Below are 18728 nucleotides of genomic sequence, written 5' to 3'. Positions count from 1 at the left end.
TCCGCCGAGCCGTCCCGGCGGCGGCAGTTGGACGTGGGAGGCAGCAGCCGTGCAGCGTTCGCAGCCGTACCGGCACTTTGACGCCGCGCTGATCCGCGCCACTGCCCATGCGGGCGAACCGGACCTTCCGCCATGGCCCGAACCGTATGTCCCGCTGGCACGCGAGACGGATGACGAGGCGGCCGACGTCGAGCGGTGGTGCGAGTGGCTTGTACAGGTCTGGGCCCGGGAATCCGTGGCGGCGGCCGTCTCGCTGGCCAGCCCGGTCCTGGCGGCCCAGATCGAGGCAGTCTGCGCGGGGCGCCGACCCCGGCCCGGTCGCCTCCGCCGCATGGCGCTGTCGCTGGCCCGGTATCTGGTACGGATGCACGGCCGAGCCACCCCTTTCGGGACGTTCGCGGGCGTAGCCCCGCTCCGCTTCGGCGCGGCACCGGAGTACCTGGCTGGAGCCCCGCGTACGCGGACGACCGCGGACGGCGTGTGGCTGGCCTCGGTGATCGCCCGCCTGGAATCGGACCCGGAGCTGCGGCGCCGCCTCCCGGTCATGGTGAACGATCTCGCGTTCGTACGAGGGGAACGCCTCGTGGTGCCCTGGCAGCCGCACGCGGGCGACCCGGCGCGCAGCGAGCTGGTGCAGCTGTCGGTACGGCACAGCGCGGCCGTCCGCACGGTCATGGAGCTGGCCCAGACACCCGTTCGGGCCGGCGACCTGGTCGACGGGCTGGCCGCCGCGTTCCCCGGTGCCAGGGTCCCGGCGATCGAGGCGATGGTCGCGGAGCTGGTCACGTGCGGGGTGCTGATCACCAGCCTGCGTCCGCCTTCGACCAGCGTCGACGGGCTCGCGTACGTGCTCGACCGGCTGCGGGACGCGGCGAACTCGCCCGGCGCCGCCACCCCGCAGGGCCAGGTACAAGAGGCCGACCCACAGGACCAGGTACAAGAGGCCGACCCACAGGACCAGGTACAAGAGGTCCCGCAGGACCGGCTACGAGAGGCCGCCCTGCTGGGCCGGGATGCCGAGGTTGGCTCGCTGGGCCAGAGGTCCGAGGTGGCTCGGCTGGTTCGGGAACTGAGGGTGATCCGCGCGGGGCTGCGGGCGGCCGACCGCGCGACCGGCGAGGCCGCCGTACGGGCCAGGCGAGCGGTCGGGGAGCGGATGCGGGACGTGGTGCCGGTCGAGGTCGCCCAGCCGCTCACGGTGGACCTGCGGCTGGGCGGCACCGTCGTACTTCCTCGCGAGGTGGCTGCCGAGGCAGAGTCCGCCGCCGGGGCGTTATGGCGGCTGACGCCGGACCCGGCCGGGCATCCGGCCTGGCGGGAGTACCACGTCATGTTCCTGGACCGGTACGGGGTCGGCGGCGTCGTACCGATCGAGGAACTCGTCGATCCCACAGCGGGGCTGGGGTTCCCCGGCCATTACGACGGGCCGGCCGACCCCGCGCCCCTGTCGCGCAGGGATCAGCGCCTGCTGGCCCTGGCGCAGCAGGCGGCCCTGGACGGCGCACGGGAGATCGTGCTGGACGACGCCGCGATCGAGGCTCTGGCCGCGGACGGGATGTACGGGGCGCGACCGGTTCCGTACATGGAGCTGGTCGCCGAAGTCTGCGCGCCCACCGCAGACGCGCTGGCCGCCGGAGCCTTCACCATGACGGTCCTCGCCGTCGACGGCACAGCGGCCGGCCTGGCGGGCCGATTCACCGACCTCCTGAGTGACGAGCAAGACGGCGACCTGCGGGACGACCCGCCGCAGGACGGCCTCCCACGCGATGGCCTCCCACGTGACGGCCTCCCACGTGACGACGGCCTCCCACGTGACGGCCTCCCACGTGACGGCCTCCGACAGGATGGCGACCGGCAGGATGGCCTCCCACGCGACCGCGACCGGCAGGGCAGCGGCTGGAAGGACGGTGACCGGAGCCAGATGGTCGGCCTCTACAGTCGGCTGCCCGTCGCCGTCGACGGTGCCGTGCCCGTGCAGTTGTCGTTCCCTGCCCGGCACCCGCGCGCCCAGGACGTCGCCCGTACCCCACTCCTGCTGCCGGAACTGGTCACCCTGGCCGAGCACCGTGCCAGCCCCGATGGGCGGATCTCCTGGCGGGATCTGGCGGTTACGGCGGACAACGACCGGCTGTACCTGCTGTCGCAGTCGCGGCGGCAGGTGGTGGAGCCGGTGCTGAGCAGTGCCGTGGCGCGGCATGCGATGCCGCCGATCGCGCGCCTGCTGTTCGAGATTCCGCGTGCTCGGGCGGCTGTGGTGTCGCCGTTCTCCTGGGGGACGGCGGCGTGTCTGCCGTTCCTGCCGCGAGTCCGCTACGGCCGCAGTGTGCTCGCGCCCGCTAGGTGGCGTATCCCCACCGGCGTCCTGCCCAGGCCGGACGCCGCGTGGCCGGAGTGGGTGCGGGCCATGACAGAACTGCGCGCCCGCCTGCGGCTGCCCGCCGCCGTGTCCGTGGGTACGGCGGACCGCCGACTGCGCCTGGACCTGGACGAGCCCATGAGCCTGGCGCTGCTCCGCGCTCACCTGGACGGCGCCGGTGAGGCCGCCGTCGTGTCGGAGGCGGCGGGACCGGCGGATCACGGTTGGTTCGGCCGCCGCGCGCACGAGGTCGTCGTCTCGCTGGCCGCCACCGCGCCGCCTGCCCGTGCTCCCGCCGCCGTGACGGTGCCGGGGCAGCTGCCGCTGGTCGGGCGGGAGGACGGGGTTCTACCTGGGGCGCGTGTCCTGTACGCCAAGCTGTACGGGGATCCCGGGGTGGTCGACACGATCCTCGCCAGGCACCTGCCCGAACTGCTTGAGAGCTGGGACGAGCCGCCGATGTGGTGGTTCGTGCGTTACCGCGACCCTCGTCCGCATTTGCGGCTGCGGCTGCACCTGGTCGGCGAACACGACTACGGCCCGTCCGCCGCCCGGGTCGGGGCGTGGGTCGCCGAGTTGCGTGGTCGTGGCCTCGTGGGTGACCTGGTCCTGGATACGTACCACCCGGAAACCGCGCGGTATGGGTCGGGAGAGGTCATGGCCGGGGCGGAGGCCGTCTTCGCGGCTGACTCCGCCGCGGTGGTCGCCCAGCTGGCGGCGCTGTCGGCGGCTCGCCACGTACACCCGCACGCGCTCACCGCGGCAAGCCTGGTCGATCTGACGGCCGCCCTGATGAGAGGCCGGGCGGCGGGGGCGCGTTGGCAGATCGAGCACCCTCCGGCCGGGCGCGTTGCCCCGAATGGCCGCGAGGTCGTCCGCCAAGCGGTCGGCCTGGCGGACCCGAGCGGGGACTGGGCAGCGCCGGCGGCTCTCCCGAGCGGGGACTGGGCCGCGCCGGCGGCTCTCCCAAGCGGGGGCCGGGCCGCGTCGGCGGCTCTCCCAGGCGGGGATCGGGCGACGCTCGCGGCTCTCCCCGGCGGCTCGCGGATCGTCAGGGCGTGGGAGGAGCGGCGGCGAGCCGTGGCCGCCTACCTGGACCGCCTTGCACTCGGTGCGCCGCATCTGACCGAATCATCGGTGGTGGCGTCATTCCTGCACATGCACCACATACGGGCGCTCGGGATCGACCGCGATGTCGAACGCCGGTGCCGTAAGTTGGCCCGCGCCGTCGCGCTGACCTTCGCCGCCCGCGACGACACCCCACCACCTGGCATCGGTCACTGACTGATCGCCTGGTGCGGTGGTAGGTATGGACTGTGGCCCCTTTTTTCCGGACCAACAGCCCGGAATTCGACTTCCCGCCGTTCGCCGGACTCCCGCCGACTCGCTATGTCCTGGCCGCGGCGCCGCGTTCCGGCAGCAACATGCTCGTTCGTACGCTCTGGCACACCGGGCGGGCCGGTTTCGCCGACGGTTATCTGGCGGACACCCATGTTCTCGACTATTTCGAGCGCTGGGGGTTCGACACCGCCGATCCGGAAGGCCGGGTAAAAGGCTATATAAGCCGATTAATGACCTGCCGGACCAGTCCGAACGGAGTTTTCGGCATCAAGGTGCATGGCGAGCACCTACAGGGACTCGAAGTCGATCTGGACGAGCTTCTCATGTCGCCCCAATACATCTGGCTAAGGCGCAGGGACCGGATCCGGCAGGCCATCTCGTACGTCCTGGCGAAGCAGACCGGCGTCTGGATCGTGGACGGGATCTACCTGTCGACCAGCCGGGCGCGGTCCGAGCCCCACTACGACTACGCCGAGATCCGCCGCCACCTGCAACACCTCGATGACGAGACGAGGGCGTGGCAGCGGTATTTCGACCGCCGCGAACGCGTCCCGCACGTCGTCTACTACGAGGACATGCTCGCCGACTACCCGGGAACCGTCCTCGGCTGCCTGCGGCACCTGGGCGTCGATCCGCCCGATTCCCTTCCCGAGCCCGGCATCAAGCGCCAGGCGGGTGCGGTCACCGAACGGTGGCTGGAGATGTTCGAGCGAGACAGCGCCCACGAAGCACGGGTGAGTGCCGACTATTAAGGGATCGTCGAGCTGAGCGGCCAGCGTCTGATCCGGTACGGCGTCCACCACACGTACCGCCCCACCTGATGCAGCAGGTCCGCCCGCAGATACCGCTCCGTCACCGTCGGCGCCAGGCTCGCCGCCCGTACGCCCCGCAGCAGCGGCGCGATCGCCTCCTCGCGGTTCGGGTTGCGAATGACGAGGCGCCTGAACGAGCCCGTCCGGCGGTCGCGGATCTCGATGAAGCCGGGACCGAGCCGGTAGCCGCACTTCGCGATGTGGAAGGTGTCGCGCCACTCGGCCGCGATGCCGTCCCCGGCGGCCCCCGCGTACACGGCCGCCGGAGGGTGCAGGTGGCTGAGCGGCCGCCATCCCGCCGAGCCGACCGACATGCGGAGGGTCCAGTCGACCGCGATGCCGTGGCTGGTCAGCTCGCGGATGACGGCGAGGGCGGCCACCGCCGCCGCGCCGCCCGGGTCGTCCAGATCGACCATGTCGTCCAGCTGGGCGAGCTGGACCCCGTCCGCCGCCAGCCGGGACACGGTCGCGAGGGGATCGCCGGTGACGTTCACGCGGCCCGCGTACATCCCCCGGACGCGCATGGCCGCCGGGTCGCGATCCTTCCACAGCGTCATCGGTACGTGAGCCGGGAGCCCGGCGACGGCGCTCATAGAGGCGTCCCCACCGGTACCGCAGTCTCCGAGAGTGCCGGTACGAGCGGTTCGCCGCGACTGAGATTCTCGCCGTCGAGCCGCATCAGGTCCTGGTTGGCGACGGCCGGCGCGACGTGGACCGCCTGGCCGGCGTCGCAGAAGATCAGGCCGAGTTCGCGCCAGCGCGCGAGCAGCTCGTCGATCCGTTCCTTGGTCACGTCGTCGTGCCGGGCCGCGGCCTTGCGTACGAGCGCCGCCGGGCTGTGCGGTGTGTCGAGCAGGCGGAACACCGTCAGCTCCAGCGGTTCGGCGAGGTCGAGCAGGTGCCAGGAGAAGCCGGGCCGGGTGTCGACGAGCACGATGTGGTCGCCCAGGTCGCAGTGGGTCAGGCGGCTGCGCGGGTAGGCGTCCGTCCAGGCGGCGACGGCCGCGCGCAGGCGGTCGAGGCAGTCCGCGTCGATGCCACGGCGCGGGGAGTCGAAGACGTAGACGAGGTCGGCGAGCTCGGCTTCGGGCAGATCGTAGATGTGCCGGTACTGCGCGGCCGGGCGGAGCTCCCCGAAACCCAGCTCGGGCCGGTCGAAGTACGGGCTGAAGCGCTCGACCTTCAGCCGGGTGGCGTTCGACGGCGGCATGAGGTGGACCAGGGCGGGCACCTGGTCGATCACGCTGTCGTAGTCGGCCTCGGACTCTTCCGGGAAGCCGTAGAGGTAGTTCCAGTTCAGGTTGATGCCGACGGTCTCCGCGTCACGCAGCAGCCGGACGTTCAGACAGCCGGTCACTCCCTTGTCCATCAGGGTGAGCACCCGGCTGCTGAGGTTCTCGATTCCGGGCTGCATGTAGTCGATGCCGGCCGCGCGCAGGATCTCCAGCTGGTCGCGGCGCAGGTTCGACTTGATCTCGTAGCCGATCCGCAGGTCGTAGCCGGACTCCTGGAGGCGCGGCGCCATCGACGTCAGGTAGGCCATGTCGAGGATGTTGTCGGTCACCCACACGTCGAGGACCCGATGCCGTTCGACCAGGCTGAGGATCTCCGCCACGAACCGGCCGGGGTCCTTGCTGCGGAACTGCATGAGCGAGCCGTTCAGCCCGCAGAACGTACAGTGGTGTTTCTCGCCCCACCAGCAGCCGCGCGAGCCTTCGACGGTGAGCCGCGGTTCCACCCAGGTGCCCGCCAGGGACCTGGCGTGCTGTTCGAAGTAGTCGCCGAAGTCGGGCGGGACCAGCGCGTCGGGCGGTAGCGGCCGCGCCTCCACCGCGTTCACGACGGACTCGCCGCTCGGCCCGCGCCAGCACAGTCCGGCGATCTCGCTCACGTCGCCTCCGTCCCCGCCGTCGGCGCCGATCGCGGAGAGCAGTTGCGGGAAGGCCAGCTCGCCCTCGCCGCGTACGACGAAATCGATGAACGGGAAATTGCGGTGCATCGCCGCGCCCTGCGGACCCTCGCAGTTCGCGCCCCCGAACACCGTGACGGCATCCGGCGCCTGTCTCTTGACCGCGCGCGCCGCCGCGAGGGCCGCGGCGTTCTGCGCGAAGGTGGCGGTGAAGCCGACCACGTCCGGTGTCATGGCCGCGATCCGGGCGGCGGTCTCCTCGATGAACAGCGGCGCGAGCTCGTGGAGTCGCGTCGCCTTGGCGAGCATCGGCTCCGGCACGCTGCCCCCGAGGAACTCGGCGAACTCCGTCACCTTCCACCGAGGCCGCTCGTTCAGCGCCGCCGAGAAGATCCACTCGCTGTGACCGGAGAAGTAGGAGCTCACGAAGGTGTCGTACTCCTCGAAGGTGAAGCCCACGTGCTCGTCCACCCAGTCGATGTAGTCGAGCTTGGCATGGACGACGTCCACCTCGGCGTCCGGGAACACGTCGAGGACCCGGCGCTTGAGCACGCCGAGCGAGAGCGACGGCGCGTCGATCGACGACCACGGCATGTCCACCAACACGATGTGCATGGGTTTGTCCCTCATCTCCAGGTCGTACGTCCTACCGGGTCACCACAGGCCGCGCCGGGACAGCGCGCGACGTGCCGCGTCGCTCTCGGCCGTCGGTTCGGCCGCGAACGCCGTGGCCACACGCTCGGAGATCACGCCGCGAGTGACCCCGGCCGGCGTGGCGAAGTACGCGTACGGCACGCTTGCTTGGCCGGCGCCCGGTGTGGCCTCGCCCCAGGAAACGAGGGAGGCCGGCGCGTACCGGCGCAGGGCGGCGTGACCGCGGCCGGTCTCGACGATCCCCTCGCTCTCGATGACGAACGACAGCGGCTGCTCGCACGCCAGCGCCGCGAACAGGGCGATCATCAGCTCGTGGCCCACGGTCTCCCGCAGGATCGCGGCGTCAGCGACCCGCTCCTCTGTCAGGTCGAGCAGGAACGCGGCGAACGCCTCCTCCACCGACACCCCGGCCCCCGAGTACGGGATCAGCCGGAACCTGCTGAAACGCGGCGACCCGAGGAAGCCGTCAAGCAACTCGGCATCGCCGATGCCGGCCGCGGCCAAAGCGGACACGCTGCGCGGGAACGCCGACGCCAGGCTGCCTCCCGCACCGAGCCGCCAGATGGTCGAGCGGAACCGTCGGGCGGCGGCGTCGAGCTCGTCCAGGTCGATGGTCTCCAGGCACTCCAGCTCGCCCGCGTCCGCCGCCACGGCCGCGGCGCCGCCGGCGGCGAGCCGCTCCCGCAGCCGGCTGTCGAGCAGCAGCCGCATGATCAGGTCGGCGAGCTGCTCACCGTCGAGTGACCGCACGACCGGGGCACTCATCGCGCCGCCCCATCCCGCTGGGCGGTGCCGTCTCGCCACGCGCCCACCAGCGCCTTCAGGCGGCCGTAGTTCCGCCGCGACTTCTCGACCAGCCGGCCGTCGTCGCGGAACATCGGGTCCTCGTAGGTCACGCCGAGCAGGTTGGGGCAGCGCGGCAGCAGGTACTCGGTGAGTTCGAGCTGCTCGTCCAGCAGCACCCCGTGATGCAGGTCGCGGAACTTGCCCTTCACGATCTGGCAGCCGGACAGGTGCAGCTCGCGGCAGCGTTCGAGCGGCAGCGCCTCGATGTCGTCGACCATGTGGCGGCCGGTCCGTCCGCGCAGCCACTGGTAGCTGAGCAGGTGGCCCACGTCCAGCGTGACGTGCGCGTCCGCGTCGTCGGCCAGCCGCGCGAAGTACGCGAAAGCGTCGAGGTGCCCGAGAACGAACGACCCGCCTTCGGTGAACCCGGGGAACTCGACGTGCAGCGGCAACTCCAGGAGGCGGGCCGTCTCGGCCACGTTCCGCGTGGCGATCTCCAGGCCCGGCTCGGTCAGCGGCGGCGGCAGCGGGTACGGCAGCGGATAGCCCCGGAGGTTCCAGATGCCCAGGTCCTCGACCACCCAGCGAAAACCGTAGCGAGCAGCGAGTTCGTTGGTGAACTCGGCCGCGGGTCGCCGGTCGTAGCGCTCGGGCGTGCCCATGTTGAACTCGGTCTGATGGAAGGCCCGGCCGAGTCCGGCGGGCAGCGCCTGGAAGAAGCGGTCGTAGGTGCGGACGTAGTCGGCCGCTCGCGGGGTCGCGCGTGAGCGGGGCTGGTAGGCGAAGGCGGCGTACGCGAAGTCGTCGCCATGGCGCTCGGCGAAGGCGCGTACCCGTGGCGTGATGTCCCCGCCGTCGTCCGTCTCCACGAACCCGACGCCCCGCCGGCCGAGCGACCCGCCGCCCCACGGCATGTCCATGAGGAGACCGAACCCCAGCCTGGCTGGGCCGGTCTCGCCGGCCCGCATGGTCCCGGTCGTGATATCGGTCGTCATGTCGGCCTCCTCACGGGCTCGCCGCCCGCGACCATCGGCGGCGCCTCCCGATGGTCCTCATCCGCGCGTTCCTCATCCGTGTGCTCTGTGCCTGCCGTCGCCTCGACCAGGCGGGCCAGCAACCGCCCTCCCTGGGAGGTGCGCGCCAAGAGCACGCCGTCGCCGCGCTGCTCGACGTCTCTCCGCGGCAGCGCGTAGAACCGCTCCCAGACCAGATCAGCCACCAGAATCCGGCCGTACGGGTCCGCTTCGCGCTTCGCCCCCGCAAACCCGGCCGCGTCGACGCCCGCCGGCACCGTCCGTACCCATGGATACGGCCTGACAGCCGCGACAGTGGCTCGGGCCCCGGCGCGGCGGGGCAGGATCGCGCTCACCTTGCCCGGCTTGACCGTGTGGAAGACGCGCACCAGGCGGTCGAGCGCTTCCGCCCGAGTGGGTCCGCCGGGCACCGTCAGGGGATGCCCGACCCGCCCGGAAAGGTAGCTCAGCTCCGGATTGCCGGCGAGCGCGCCCGAGGTGTCCAGCGACAGGCCGAAGCCGTCCGGGTCCCGCGCCAGCCTGCTGCCGGGCTCGGACACCATGAGCTCCAGCGCGTCGATGCCGATGCGCTCCTGGTTCGCCGCGAGGAAGCGCAGGGACTCCTCGAACTCGGCGGGCGTCTCGTCGAAGACGTACCCCATCACCGAGAACCGCAGGACGATGCCCGCCGCCGCGACGTTCTCGACGATCCGCTGGTAGTCGGCCGCCCGCACGCCCCGGTCCATCAGGTCGAGCAGCCGCTGGGAGGTCCCCTCGTAGCCGACCGACATCAGCTCGCATCCCACCTCGGCGAGGCTCCGGCAGAAGTCCGGGTCGGCCAGGGTGGCGTCCAGCCTGCTGCGTACGCCGAACCCCACGTTGACGCCGCGCTCGCGTACCTCGCGCATCGCCTTCACGATCAGCCGCAGGTTGGTGTTCTCATCGGAGATCGACACGAAGGCCGCGCCCGTGTCGCGGACCACGCTCTCCACGGCGTCGGCGATCTGGCGCACCGTACCCTGCTGGTAGGCGCCCGGCGCGAGGGACCGATTGCCGTACGAGCAGAACGCGCACCGCCCCCAGTAGCAGCCGACGCACGAGATGATCGCGACCTCCATGGTCTCGTTGAGGTACGACCGGACCGGCAGCCCGGCGAAGTCGGGCGGCCCGAGGTCGTGGAAGCGCAGTGTGACCGGCTGCTGGGCGCGGTGGGCGGGTGCGCCGTGCGGCAGCCAGGTCATGCCGGGGACCGCGTCCGCCGGGATGTTCCCGTCCAGCGCGTCCAGCCAGCGTTCGAGCGGCTGTTCGCCGGCGGTCCAGCACAGCGCGTCCACCGCCGCCTGTACGCCGGGCAGCCGCGCCAGTTCCTCGTGCCGGAGCATCACCTGCTGGCCACCGAGGCAGATCTTGGCGTCCGGCCGCAGCCGCCTGATCCAGGCGGCGATGAGCAGCGCGGGGGCGAGCTGGCTGAAGAACGCCACGGACAGGCCGACCACGCGCGGCCGGTGCCGGGCCAGCAGCGCCTCGACCATGAGGTGCAGCCGATCGAGCGGTATCCCCGACGCGGCGGGCGGCAACCGGGCGGACCGCCGCACCGCGTCGTCGAGCTGGGCCAGATCCTGCCACGTCCGGATCAGGAACGAATCGCGCACCAGCAGCTCGATCGCGTGATGGGCGAGCCTGACCGCACGAGCGGGGCCCAGCTCTCCGGCCGGCTCCTTCCGCAGGACATGCGCACGGAGCTCGTCGACGTATCGGGCCACGACGTCGGCCATCGCCCCTCGGTACCAGGTACCCGCCCCGTCGTCCGGCTGCTCGCGCACCATGTCGCCCAGCAGTTCCGGATGCTCCAGCAGGTCGTGCAAGAGAGCGATGTTCAGATCGGCCTGGTGGACCCGCCGCCCGTGCCGCCGTAGGTGACCGGTGAGATAAGGCAGGCTCAAATAGGGAAAGAACCTGGCTTCGGTCTGCGGCGGAAACAGGAGCAGCACGTCGGCGTCGCGCGATTCCACCGGACCGGCCGACAGCCTCGTCAGCCCTTGGCGGGTAGGTCGCCGGTGTCCTCCGCCGCCTTGTAGGTGTAGGAGTGGTACGACCCGCTGAGCTTGAGCTCGCTGGATTCGATCACCTCAAGCTGGTCCAGCTCGGTGAATTCGTCGTCGATGACCATTTCGGGTCTCACCGCGACCACGGTGCCTCCTTGTGGGAATCTGCCAGGCAGTCTGGCGGTCCCGGCGGCAGTCAGCGCATGGACCGCACCCTTCTTAACCTGTTCAACGATAGTCACGTCATTCCGCACGTCAATAGCCGTCGAAAAGCAGCCGAGGTGATACAGCTATTCCGGCCGTACATTAAATCGGGCGAACCGCTTCGGAGATAAGTATTCGTCACCCGGCGGTGTGGGTCGAGGCGCTGTGGTAGTCGGTATAGGTATACGGATTATCGAGGATGGTCGTCTCGGGAATGTCGGGGTTCATCCCCTTCTGCCACGCCTCCTCGCCCATGGTCGAGCGCAGATACTCGATCGTCCGATCGGCGGCGCGGCGGGCCGCGGCGAGGTCGACGCCGACCAGGCGGTGCTCGTGCTTCACCACCCGGCCGTTGACCAGAACCGTGTGCACGTCCCCGCGCTGAGCCTGGAACGCGACGTGCCCATACGGGTTGAGCAACGGGAACGACACCGGCGAAGCCTCGTTCTTGATGAGCACCAGGTCGGCCTTCTTCCCGGCGGCGATGACGCCGAGATCGTCGCGGCCGAGGGCGCGGGCGCCGCCGCGGGTGGCCCACTCGACGACCTGGTCGGCGCGCAGACTGCAGTGCGTGACCGTGTCGCCCCTGGCGTGCGCCTCCAGGTGCTGGCGAGAGCGGTCGGCGCCGAGGGTGGCGCGCATGGCGGAGAACAGGTCGCCGCTCCACCAGACGCTGGTGTCCATCGACAGCGACACCGGGATGCCATGGGCGCGGATGGCCCAGGTGGGCGGGTAGCCCTGGCCCGCGCTCTGCTCACTCTCGGTGGAGACCGAGATGGAGCCGCCGGTGGCGGCGATGCGGTGGTAGGAGTCGGCCGACAGCGACGCGGCGTGCACGTACACGGTCTCGGGCGTCATGAAGCCGTGCTCGTGCATGAGCCGGATGCCGTCGTCGCCGGTGGCACCCCACACTCCGGCGTGCGTGGTGACCGGGGCGCCGAGGTCGCGGGCGACCTCGAAGGCCGGCCGCTCGGGGAAGGCGGGGTCGCCCAGGACGTCGAAGGCGAGCTGGAAGCCGAGCAGGTCGTCCCCGGTGATCCGGCGCCGCACGAAGTCGCGGAACTCCGGTGTGCCCGTCCAGGCCGCGGGCGGCTGCTGGATGTTGCCGTACGCGAGGACGTACCGGCCGGGCGCCGACTGGAGCGCGTCCACGGCCGCGTCGGCGTGGTCGACCGTCTGGAGACCGTGCGACCAGTCGACGACGGTCGTTACCCCGGCGTCGACGGCTTCGAGCGCGGCCAGCAGGTTGCCCGCGTGCACGTCCTCGGGCCGGAACAGCTTCCCGTGCTCCAGGTAGTACCAGACGAAGTACTGCGTCAGGGTCCAGTCCGCGCCGTAACCGCGCATGGCGGTCTGCCACATGTGCCGATGGGTGTCGATCATCCCGGGCATGACGATGCCGTCGCTCGCGTCGATCTCGACGGCGTCCTCCGGCGCCTGGAGATCGGGCCCCACGGCCGCGATCCGGTCGCCGGCGACGAGGACGTCCGTGCGGGGGAGCACCTGCCGCCCTTCGTCCATCGGGAGCACGGTGCCGCCGCGCAGCACCACGGGCCGTCCGTCCATCGACTCCATCGCCCTCTCCTTACCGCTTCGCGCCGCATTGGCGAACGAGTGTCCGCTGTACGGTCAGCGCAACTCTAGAAGCGCGGGAGTGGATGTCAAGCAGAGGGTTTCCCGGTTAGAGTGCAACGGACCAATGTCCGTTGAACGGACGACGGAGGGTGAGTCAATGAGTGATGGGCCGCTGTCAGGTGTTCTGGTGGCCGACTTCTCCCGGATCCTGGCCGGCCCGTACGCCACGATGCTGCTCGCGGACATGGGCGCCGACGTGGTCAAGGTCGAGGGCCCGCAGGGGGACGACACGCGTACGTGGATGCCGCCGGTGCGCGAGGGCGTGTCGACGTACTATCTCGGCGTCAACCGCGGCAAACGGTCGATCGCGCTAGACCTGCGTGACCCGGCCGACGCGGCGGTGGCCAGGGAGCTGGCCCGCCGCGCCGACGTGCTGATCGAGAACTTCAAGCCGGGCGGGCTGGCCAAGTTCGGCCTCGACTTCGCGTCCGTACGGGCCGCCAACCCGGGCGTCGTGTACGCCTCGATCACCGGGTTCGGCTCGGGCGCCGGGCGCGACGTGCCAGGCTACGACCTGATGGTCCAGGCCATCTCCGGCCTGATGAGCCTCACTGGCGACGCGGACGGGCCGCCGTACCGGGCCGGGATCTCGGTCTTCGACGTCATGGCGGGTAACCACGCCGTCATCGGCATCCTGGCCGCGCTGCGGCACCGCGACGCCGTGGGGCAGGGGCAGCTGGTCGAGGTCAACCTGCTGTCGTCGGCGCTCACCGGGCTGGTCAACCACAGCTCGGCGTACGTGGCGGGCGGCACCGTGCCGTACCGGATGGGCAACGCGCACCCGAGCGTGTTCCCGTACGAGCCGCTGCCGACCGCGGACAACGACCTGATCATCGCGGCGCCCAACGACGGGTCGTTCCGCCGGCTCTGCGAGGTCCTCGGCATCCCGGACGTCCCGAGCGACCCACGATTCGCGCGCAACGTCGATCGGGTGGCGCACCGCGAGGAGTTGCGGCCCATCCTCGTCGAGCGGCTGGTCAAGCGCGGCGCGGTCGAGTGGTTCCAGCTGCTCGTCGAGGCAGGGGTGCCGAGCGGGCCGATCAACACGATCGACGGGGGCTTCGCGATGGCCGAGCGCTTCGGGCTGGACCCGGTCGTGGCCGCCGGGGAGGGTGAGCGCGCGATGCCGACGACACGGCATCCGATCAGGTTCTCCGAGACCCCGGTGAGCTACCGGCTGCCGCCGCCCGACCTCGACGAACACGGCGAGGAGCTGCGCGCATGGCTGACTCCGTGAACGGCGGTTACCCCACGGCGAGGAGCCGCGCGCATGACTGACCTCGTGAACGGTTACCGACGTTGGAGCCGCGCGCATGACTGACGTGAATGGTTACCCAACGGCGCTCGGCGCGTCGACGCCGACGTCGATCACCCTGCTCGGCCAGGACCTGGCCGACGAGGTGATGGGCAAGGTCGGCTTCGGCGAGCTGGCCTTCTGGCTGGCCACCCAGCGGCGGCCGACGCCGGGCGAGACCCGCGTGTTCGAAGCCGTGCTCGCCGCGCTGGCCGACCACGGGTTCACGCCCACGGCGATCGTGACCCGGCTGACGTACTTGTCCGCGCCTGACTCCGTACAGGGCGCGCTGGCGGCCGGGCTGCTCGGCGGCGGGTCCCGTTTTCTCGGGGTCACCGAGGACAGCGGCCGGTTCCTGCACGACGTGCTGACCTCGCTCGACGGCCCGCCGCCCGACGACGACGCGGGGTGGGACGCCGTCGCCCTGGACGTCGTGTCGGCCCAGCGTACGGCGGCGCGGCGCATCCCCGGCCTCGGCCACCACGTGCACAAGGAGGTCGACCCCCGGACGCCGCGGCTGTTCCAGATCGCCGAAGAGGAGGGGCTCCTCGGGCCGCACCTGTCGCTGTTCGCCGCGATCGGCCGCGTCCATCCGCGAGTGCTCGGCCGCACGCTGCCGCTCAACGGGGCCGGGGTCTGCGGCGCGGCGCTCGCCGACCTGGGCCTGCCGCTGGAGCTGCTGCGCGGGTTCGCGTTGCTGGCCAGGACGGCGGGGCTGATCGGGCAGCTGGCCGAGGAGCTGCGTCACCCGGTGGCCAACGAGATCTTCCTGTCGGTCGACCTGAACCACCGCTCCGTCGTACCCGAGCCACATCCCCCAGGAGGTTCGCATGGCTGAACTGGTCGCGGTGATCGCGTCCACCCACCATCCCTTCTTCTACCGGGCCAGCACCGCCACAGGCGAGGACCGCCCGCCGTTCGCGGACGAGTGGGTACGCAAGGTCGAGGCGTTCCGGGAGACGCTGACCCGGGCCCGCCCGGACGTGCTGGTGATGGTCGGCTCGGACCACTTCCACCAGCTGTGGCTGGACAACATGCCGCAGTTCCTGGTCGGCAAGGCCCCCTTCTACGACGCGAACTTCTACAACGAGGAGCGCGAGTTCGGCCTGCCGAGAATGCTGTTCAAGGGCCAGGAGGACCTGTCGGCGTACGTGCTGCGCGAAGGCATGGACGCCGGCTTCGACCTGGCCTTCTCCAACGAGCTGCGGATCGACCACTCGATCACGTGCCCGATCATCACGCTCCGGCCGCAGAACGACCTGCCGATCGTGCCGATCTACACCAACATCTTCGCGCCGCCGTTACCGCGCCCCTCCAGGTTCGTCCAGCTCGGGCGGACGATCCGGCAACTGGTCGAAGCGTGGCCGGCCGACAAGAGGGTCGCGGTCATCGGCACCGGGCACCTGTCGCTCGAACTCGGCGGGCCCCGCCAGTTCGGCCCGCATGGGCCGGACCCGGAGTTCGACCAGAAGGCCGTCGGCTGGATCGCGTCCGGGGACATCGAGGGCTGCCTGGCCGAGGTCACACTGGACAGCCTGTGGACGCCGGGCAACGCCACCCACGGGTTCATGGACTTCATGTTGATGATGGGCGTCGCGGGCGAGGGCAGGAAGGCCGACTACGTCGACACGTACGACCTGTTCCACACCATGGAGGCCTACTTCACCTGGTATCCCAACGGAGGCGGCTCATGAGCAAGTACCTGCTCGACAAGTTCCTGTTCACCGTCGACCGCGATCCCGAACTCGTCGAGCGCTACCGCGAGGACCCGCGCGGCACGGTGGCGATGTGGGAGACCGACTACGCCAACCGCATCCTCAACTGCCACGACGGCGAGTCCTCCACCTGGCTGCGGTTCGACGACGTCGAGCGCGAGGCGCTGGCCACGCACGACTATCCGGCGCTGTTCGGGCTGGGGGCGCACCCCTTCCTCACGCTCACGCTGTTCATCGCGATGTTCGAGCGGGACCACGAGCCTCTGGGATTCCAGCTTGAGTACGCCCAGCGGCTCGCGCACTTCGCCATGCCCTATCCCGACATCGCCACCTGAGCCGCTGCGATGATCATGAGGCGGTGACCTCGGGCACCGTCTCATACCGCACCCAGTCGGCGCTGATCGCGCCGGCCGTGGTGAGCAGCAGCGGCAGGTATTCCTGGGTCAGCTTCCGTACGGAGGTCTCGGCGGCGTGCACGTTGACGTTGACGGACGCGATGACCTCGCCGAGCCCGTTGCGCAGAGGAGCGGCCACCGACCTGATGCCCAGCGAGAGCTCCTCGTCCGTCAGCGCCCAGCCCTTGGCCCGCACCACCCGCAGCGCCGCGTCGCGCTCCTCCGCGTCCGGCTCCCAGCGCGGCTGGATGCCCGAGCGGCTCGGCTCGGCCAGGACCCGGCTCACCTCGGCGGGCGGCAGCGCGGCGAGCAGCACCTTGCCGAGCGAGGTCTGCAGGGCCGGGAACCGCGTCCCGATCTGCACCCGAAGGGCGACGATCTTCGGCACGGCCACCCGGGCGACGTACACGATGTCCGACCCGTCGAGCTGGGCGATCGAGGAGGATTCGTTGGTCTGCTCGACCAGCCGCTCCATATGCGGCCGGGCGACCTCCCACAGACCCATCGAGCGCACGTACGACATGCCGAGCTCCAGCACGCGCGGGGTGAGCGCGAAGCCGCCCTGCTCGGCCCGCGCGTATCCCAGCTCTTGCAGGGTCAGCAGGATGCGCCGGGCCGTCGGACGGGCCAGCCCGGCCGCGGTGGCCACCTCGGTCAGCGACATGCTCGCCCGTCCCGGCTGGAACACTCTGATGACATCGAGGCCACGGGCCAGCGCCTCGATGAAATCGGGTCCGGTCTCGGCGCGCGCCATGGGAGGTCTTCCTCTGCTCGGTTGTCCGCATGGCGGCGGCGTCCCGGCCGTGGCACCTGCGGCGAATCGCCTGATTATACCAGCGGGCGACCGCCAGTCGGACAGTTGTCCGAGAAGACTGGTTCTAGCCGCCGATCATCCCGAAGACGGCGATGGAGACCGCGTAGCAGAGCGCGATCACGACGGCGCCCACCACGTTCGCGCGGGCGGAGGCCGTCCGGCCGGGTACGAGCCATGCCGCGAAGACCCTGTTCACCAGCGGCATGGCCAGCCACGTCAGGACAGCGACACTCAACACGTTGCTGAGGAACATGGCGAGATATCCGGGCAGGTGCGCCATCGCGAACCCACGGCCCGCCGTCAGGTTGAGGATCATCACCGTGGGATAGAGAACGAGCAGCACGGTCATGGCCTGTTTCCAGCTCGGCGGGGCGCCGTCTCCCGCGTCGCGGCCGAACTGGAACCAGCCGCTGAACGCCGACTGGACCTTCCGCACGTCATAGTCGACGAAGTAGTCGCGACCCTCCGCCAGCAGTTTCGCGCGGCTGTCGGACCCGAGCCATTCGTCCAGATGCTCACGCGTGTCGTAGCGAAGCAGCACCACCCAGCGATCCTGGACACCACTCACGGGCTCGAACTCCTCGGTGCCCATGAAGCCCGTGAACCTCTCCTGCGCTTTTCGGACCTTCTCCTGCCAGCGCGCGAACTCGGCCTCGCGCCCCGGCCGCACATTGTGCGAGATCACCGCCGTGACGGCTTCCCGGACCGCCGGCCCCCCGGCGAGAACCTCCTGCGACGCGGGCTCCTCCAGCATCGGGCGAACCTCGTCGAGCAGTTTCCGCCGCACCTCGGAATCAAGCCACGCGGTCAATTGCCCGATGCTGGAGAAGCGAAATACGACCACCCATGAATTCTGCTCGCCGGCGATCGGCGGATAAAGCTCGGTGCCCTCGAACCCAGGAAAACCGCGGGCTATCTCGGTCGTCTTTTCCTGCCACCGCTCATAATCATTGTCGCGGCCTTGGCGAACTATCGAGGAAATAACCACGGTCGCGCCCTGACTGTCGGGACTGTGGCCACCACCAGGCTTCATAAGGCCGAGTGTAGTGCAGCAGCGCCCGGGTAAGGAGCAGGATGCGGCGATTGACCAGGTCGGCGAAGGGCCGAAACTTCAACCGCCTTTTACGGATCGGAGGGTTCGGAATGGACTCCAAGGATTTCATGGCGGAAGCGGTGCGGCTCGCTATCGAGTCCGTAGAGAACGGTTGGGGCGGCCCTTTCGGTGCGGTCCTCACCAACGACGGAGAAATCATCGCCCGCGGGCAGAATCGCGTCCTTCTCACCGGCGACCCCACCGCCCATGCCGAAGTGGAGACCATCCGCAAGGCCATTCAGATCTTGAATTCCCGGGCCCCCTCCATACCGGAGAGCCAGCAGAACGAATCGACCCTGGAGCTCGTGCCACGCCCTGAGGGATCCCCCGATCTCATGCCGGAGCGGGCCCGGATGCTCATGGGATACACGCTCTACAGCAGTGGCGCCCCCTGCCCGATGTGCATGAGCGCCATCTACTGGTCACGTATCGACAGGGTCTACTTCGCCTTCGACCTGGCGGCGACGAAGAAGATCGGCTTCGACGACGAGTTCCAGTACCAGGACTTCACCCGGCCTCTCGACGAGCGAAGGATCCTGATCCAGCAGGCTCAGCCCGAACTCGGCGCCCAGGCCTGTGCGGCGTGGATGAACAAGCCCGACCGGCACCCGTACTGACCGCCATATCGGCAGGCCGCCCTTCCCGGCGCCCTCTTCCTCCGT

At 70.3% G+C, this 18728-nt stretch carries 16 protein-coding genes; 7 read left to right on the top strand and 9 right to left on the bottom strand.

Annotation, left to right across the window (positions count from 1 at the left end; all coding sequences use genetic code 11):
* The first annotated feature begins 49 nt into the window (after positions 1 to 49).
* Both AB0J16_RS02795 and AB0J16_RS02790 read left to right on the top strand, forming a co-directional pair.
* Positions 50 to 3640, top strand: coding sequence for a lantibiotic dehydratase (locus tag AB0J16_RS02795; protein WP_358533928.1), 3591 nt, complete (start codon positions 50 to 52; stop codon positions 3638 to 3640).
* A gap of 32 nt (positions 3641 to 3672) precedes the next feature.
* A complete protein-coding gene (locus AB0J16_RS02790) occupies positions 3673 to 4449 on the top strand; it encodes a Stf0 family sulfotransferase (RefSeq protein WP_358533926.1) in 777 nt (258 codons plus the stop codon).
* Here the strand turns inward: AB0J16_RS02790 and AB0J16_RS02785 are convergent.
* The 7 genes from AB0J16_RS02785 to AB0J16_RS02755 all read right to left on the bottom strand — a co-directional run bounded on the left by AB0J16_RS02785 (position 4446) and on the right by AB0J16_RS02755 (position 12695).
* Positions 4446 to 5102 (bottom strand): DUF5825 family protein, encoded by a 657-nt coding sequence (locus AB0J16_RS02785; protein WP_358533923.1) that lies wholly within the window; start codon positions 5100 to 5102, stop codon positions 4446 to 4448. The genes AB0J16_RS02790 and AB0J16_RS02785 overlap by 4 nt on opposite strands.
* A complete protein-coding gene (locus AB0J16_RS02780) occupies positions 5099 to 7033 on the bottom strand; it encodes a RiPP maturation radical SAM C-methyltransferase (protein WP_358533920.1) in 1935 nt (644 codons plus the stop codon). The genes AB0J16_RS02785 and AB0J16_RS02780 overlap by 4 nt, the downstream gene beginning before the upstream one ends.
* A gap of 39 nt (positions 7034 to 7072) precedes the next feature.
* Positions 7073 to 7837, bottom strand: a complete 765-nt coding sequence (locus tag AB0J16_RS02775; RefSeq protein WP_358533917.1) for a hypothetical protein — start codon at positions 7835 to 7837, stop codon at positions 7073 to 7075.
* Positions 7834 to 8853: a DUF692 family multinuclear iron-containing protein gene (locus AB0J16_RS02770; protein ID WP_358533914.1), complete on the bottom strand. Its 1020-nt coding sequence runs from the start codon at positions 8851 to 8853 to the stop codon at positions 7834 to 7836. The genes AB0J16_RS02775 and AB0J16_RS02770 overlap by 4 nt, the downstream gene beginning before the upstream one ends.
* On the bottom strand, positions 8850 to 10883 hold the full coding sequence (locus AB0J16_RS02765) for a B12-binding domain-containing radical SAM protein (RefSeq protein ID WP_358533912.1): 2034 nt from the start codon (positions 10881 to 10883) through the stop codon (positions 8850 to 8852). The genes AB0J16_RS02770 and AB0J16_RS02765 overlap by 4 nt, the downstream gene beginning before the upstream one ends.
* 20 nt (positions 10884 to 10903) lie before the next feature.
* Positions 10904 to 11062, bottom strand: a complete 159-nt coding sequence (locus AB0J16_RS02760) for a hypothetical protein (RefSeq protein WP_358533909.1) — start codon at positions 11060 to 11062, stop codon at positions 10904 to 10906.
* A 196-nt stretch (positions 11063 to 11258) separates the two neighbouring features.
* The gene (locus AB0J16_RS02755; protein WP_358533906.1) at positions 11259 to 12695 is read right to left on the bottom strand and encodes an amidohydrolase family protein; all 1437 of its coding nucleotides are present in this window, start codon (positions 12693 to 12695) and stop codon (positions 11259 to 11261) included.
* 157 nt (positions 12696 to 12852) lie between these two features.
* On the opposite strand from AB0J16_RS02755, the gene AB0J16_RS02750 reads away from it, so the two are divergent.
* From AB0J16_RS02750 to AB0J16_RS02735, 4 genes are all read left to right on the top strand, one after another.
* Positions 12853 to 13992: a CoA transferase gene (locus AB0J16_RS02750; protein ID WP_358533903.1), complete on the top strand. Its 1140-nt coding sequence runs from the start codon at positions 12853 to 12855 to the stop codon at positions 13990 to 13992.
* Between the two features lie 76 nt (positions 13993 to 14068).
* Complete coding sequence (locus AB0J16_RS02745; protein ID WP_358533900.1) at positions 14069 to 14887, top strand: citryl-CoA lyase; 819 nt, start codon at positions 14069 to 14071, stop codon at positions 14885 to 14887.
* Positions 14880 to 15743, top strand: coding sequence for an extradiol ring-cleavage dioxygenase (locus AB0J16_RS02740; RefSeq protein ID WP_358533898.1), 864 nt, complete (start codon positions 14880 to 14882; stop codon positions 15741 to 15743). The genes AB0J16_RS02745 and AB0J16_RS02740 overlap by 8 nt, the downstream gene beginning before the upstream one ends.
* Positions 15740 to 16099, top strand: a complete 360-nt coding sequence (locus AB0J16_RS02735; RefSeq protein ID WP_357938508.1) for a hypothetical protein — start codon at positions 15740 to 15742, stop codon at positions 16097 to 16099. Before AB0J16_RS02740 ends, AB0J16_RS02735 begins: the two co-directional genes overlap by 4 nt.
* Positions 16100 to 16112: 13 nt before the next feature.
* Here AB0J16_RS02735 and AB0J16_RS02730 read toward each other — a convergent pair whose 3' ends face one another.
* Together AB0J16_RS02730 and AB0J16_RS02725 are read right to left on the bottom strand one after the other, a co-directional pair.
* Positions 16113 to 16913: an IclR family transcriptional regulator C-terminal domain-containing protein gene (locus AB0J16_RS02730; RefSeq protein WP_358533895.1), complete on the bottom strand. Its 801-nt coding sequence runs from the start codon at positions 16911 to 16913 to the stop codon at positions 16113 to 16115.
* A 124-nt stretch (positions 16914 to 17037) separates the two neighbouring features.
* Positions 17038 to 18006 (bottom strand): antibiotic biosynthesis monooxygenase, encoded by a 969-nt coding sequence (locus AB0J16_RS02725; protein WP_358533892.1) that lies wholly within the window; start codon positions 18004 to 18006, stop codon positions 17038 to 17040.
* Positions 18007 to 18047: 41 nt separating this feature from the next.
* On the opposite strand from AB0J16_RS02725, the gene AB0J16_RS02720 reads away from it, so the two are divergent.
* Entirely contained in the window at positions 18048 to 18683 is a 636-nt protein-coding gene (locus AB0J16_RS02720) for a nucleoside deaminase (RefSeq protein WP_358533890.1), read from the top strand.
* Positions 18684 to 18728: the final 45 nt, after the last annotated feature.

Origin of the sequence: Nonomuraea sp. NPDC049750 (assembly GCF_040659625.1) — a bacterium.
Lineage (GTDB): Bacteria > Actinomycetota > Actinomycetes > Streptosporangiales > Streptosporangiaceae > Nonomuraea.
The sequence above is the reverse complement of the archived record's forward strand: the minus strand, read 5'-3'. Positions and strand labels throughout refer to the sequence as shown.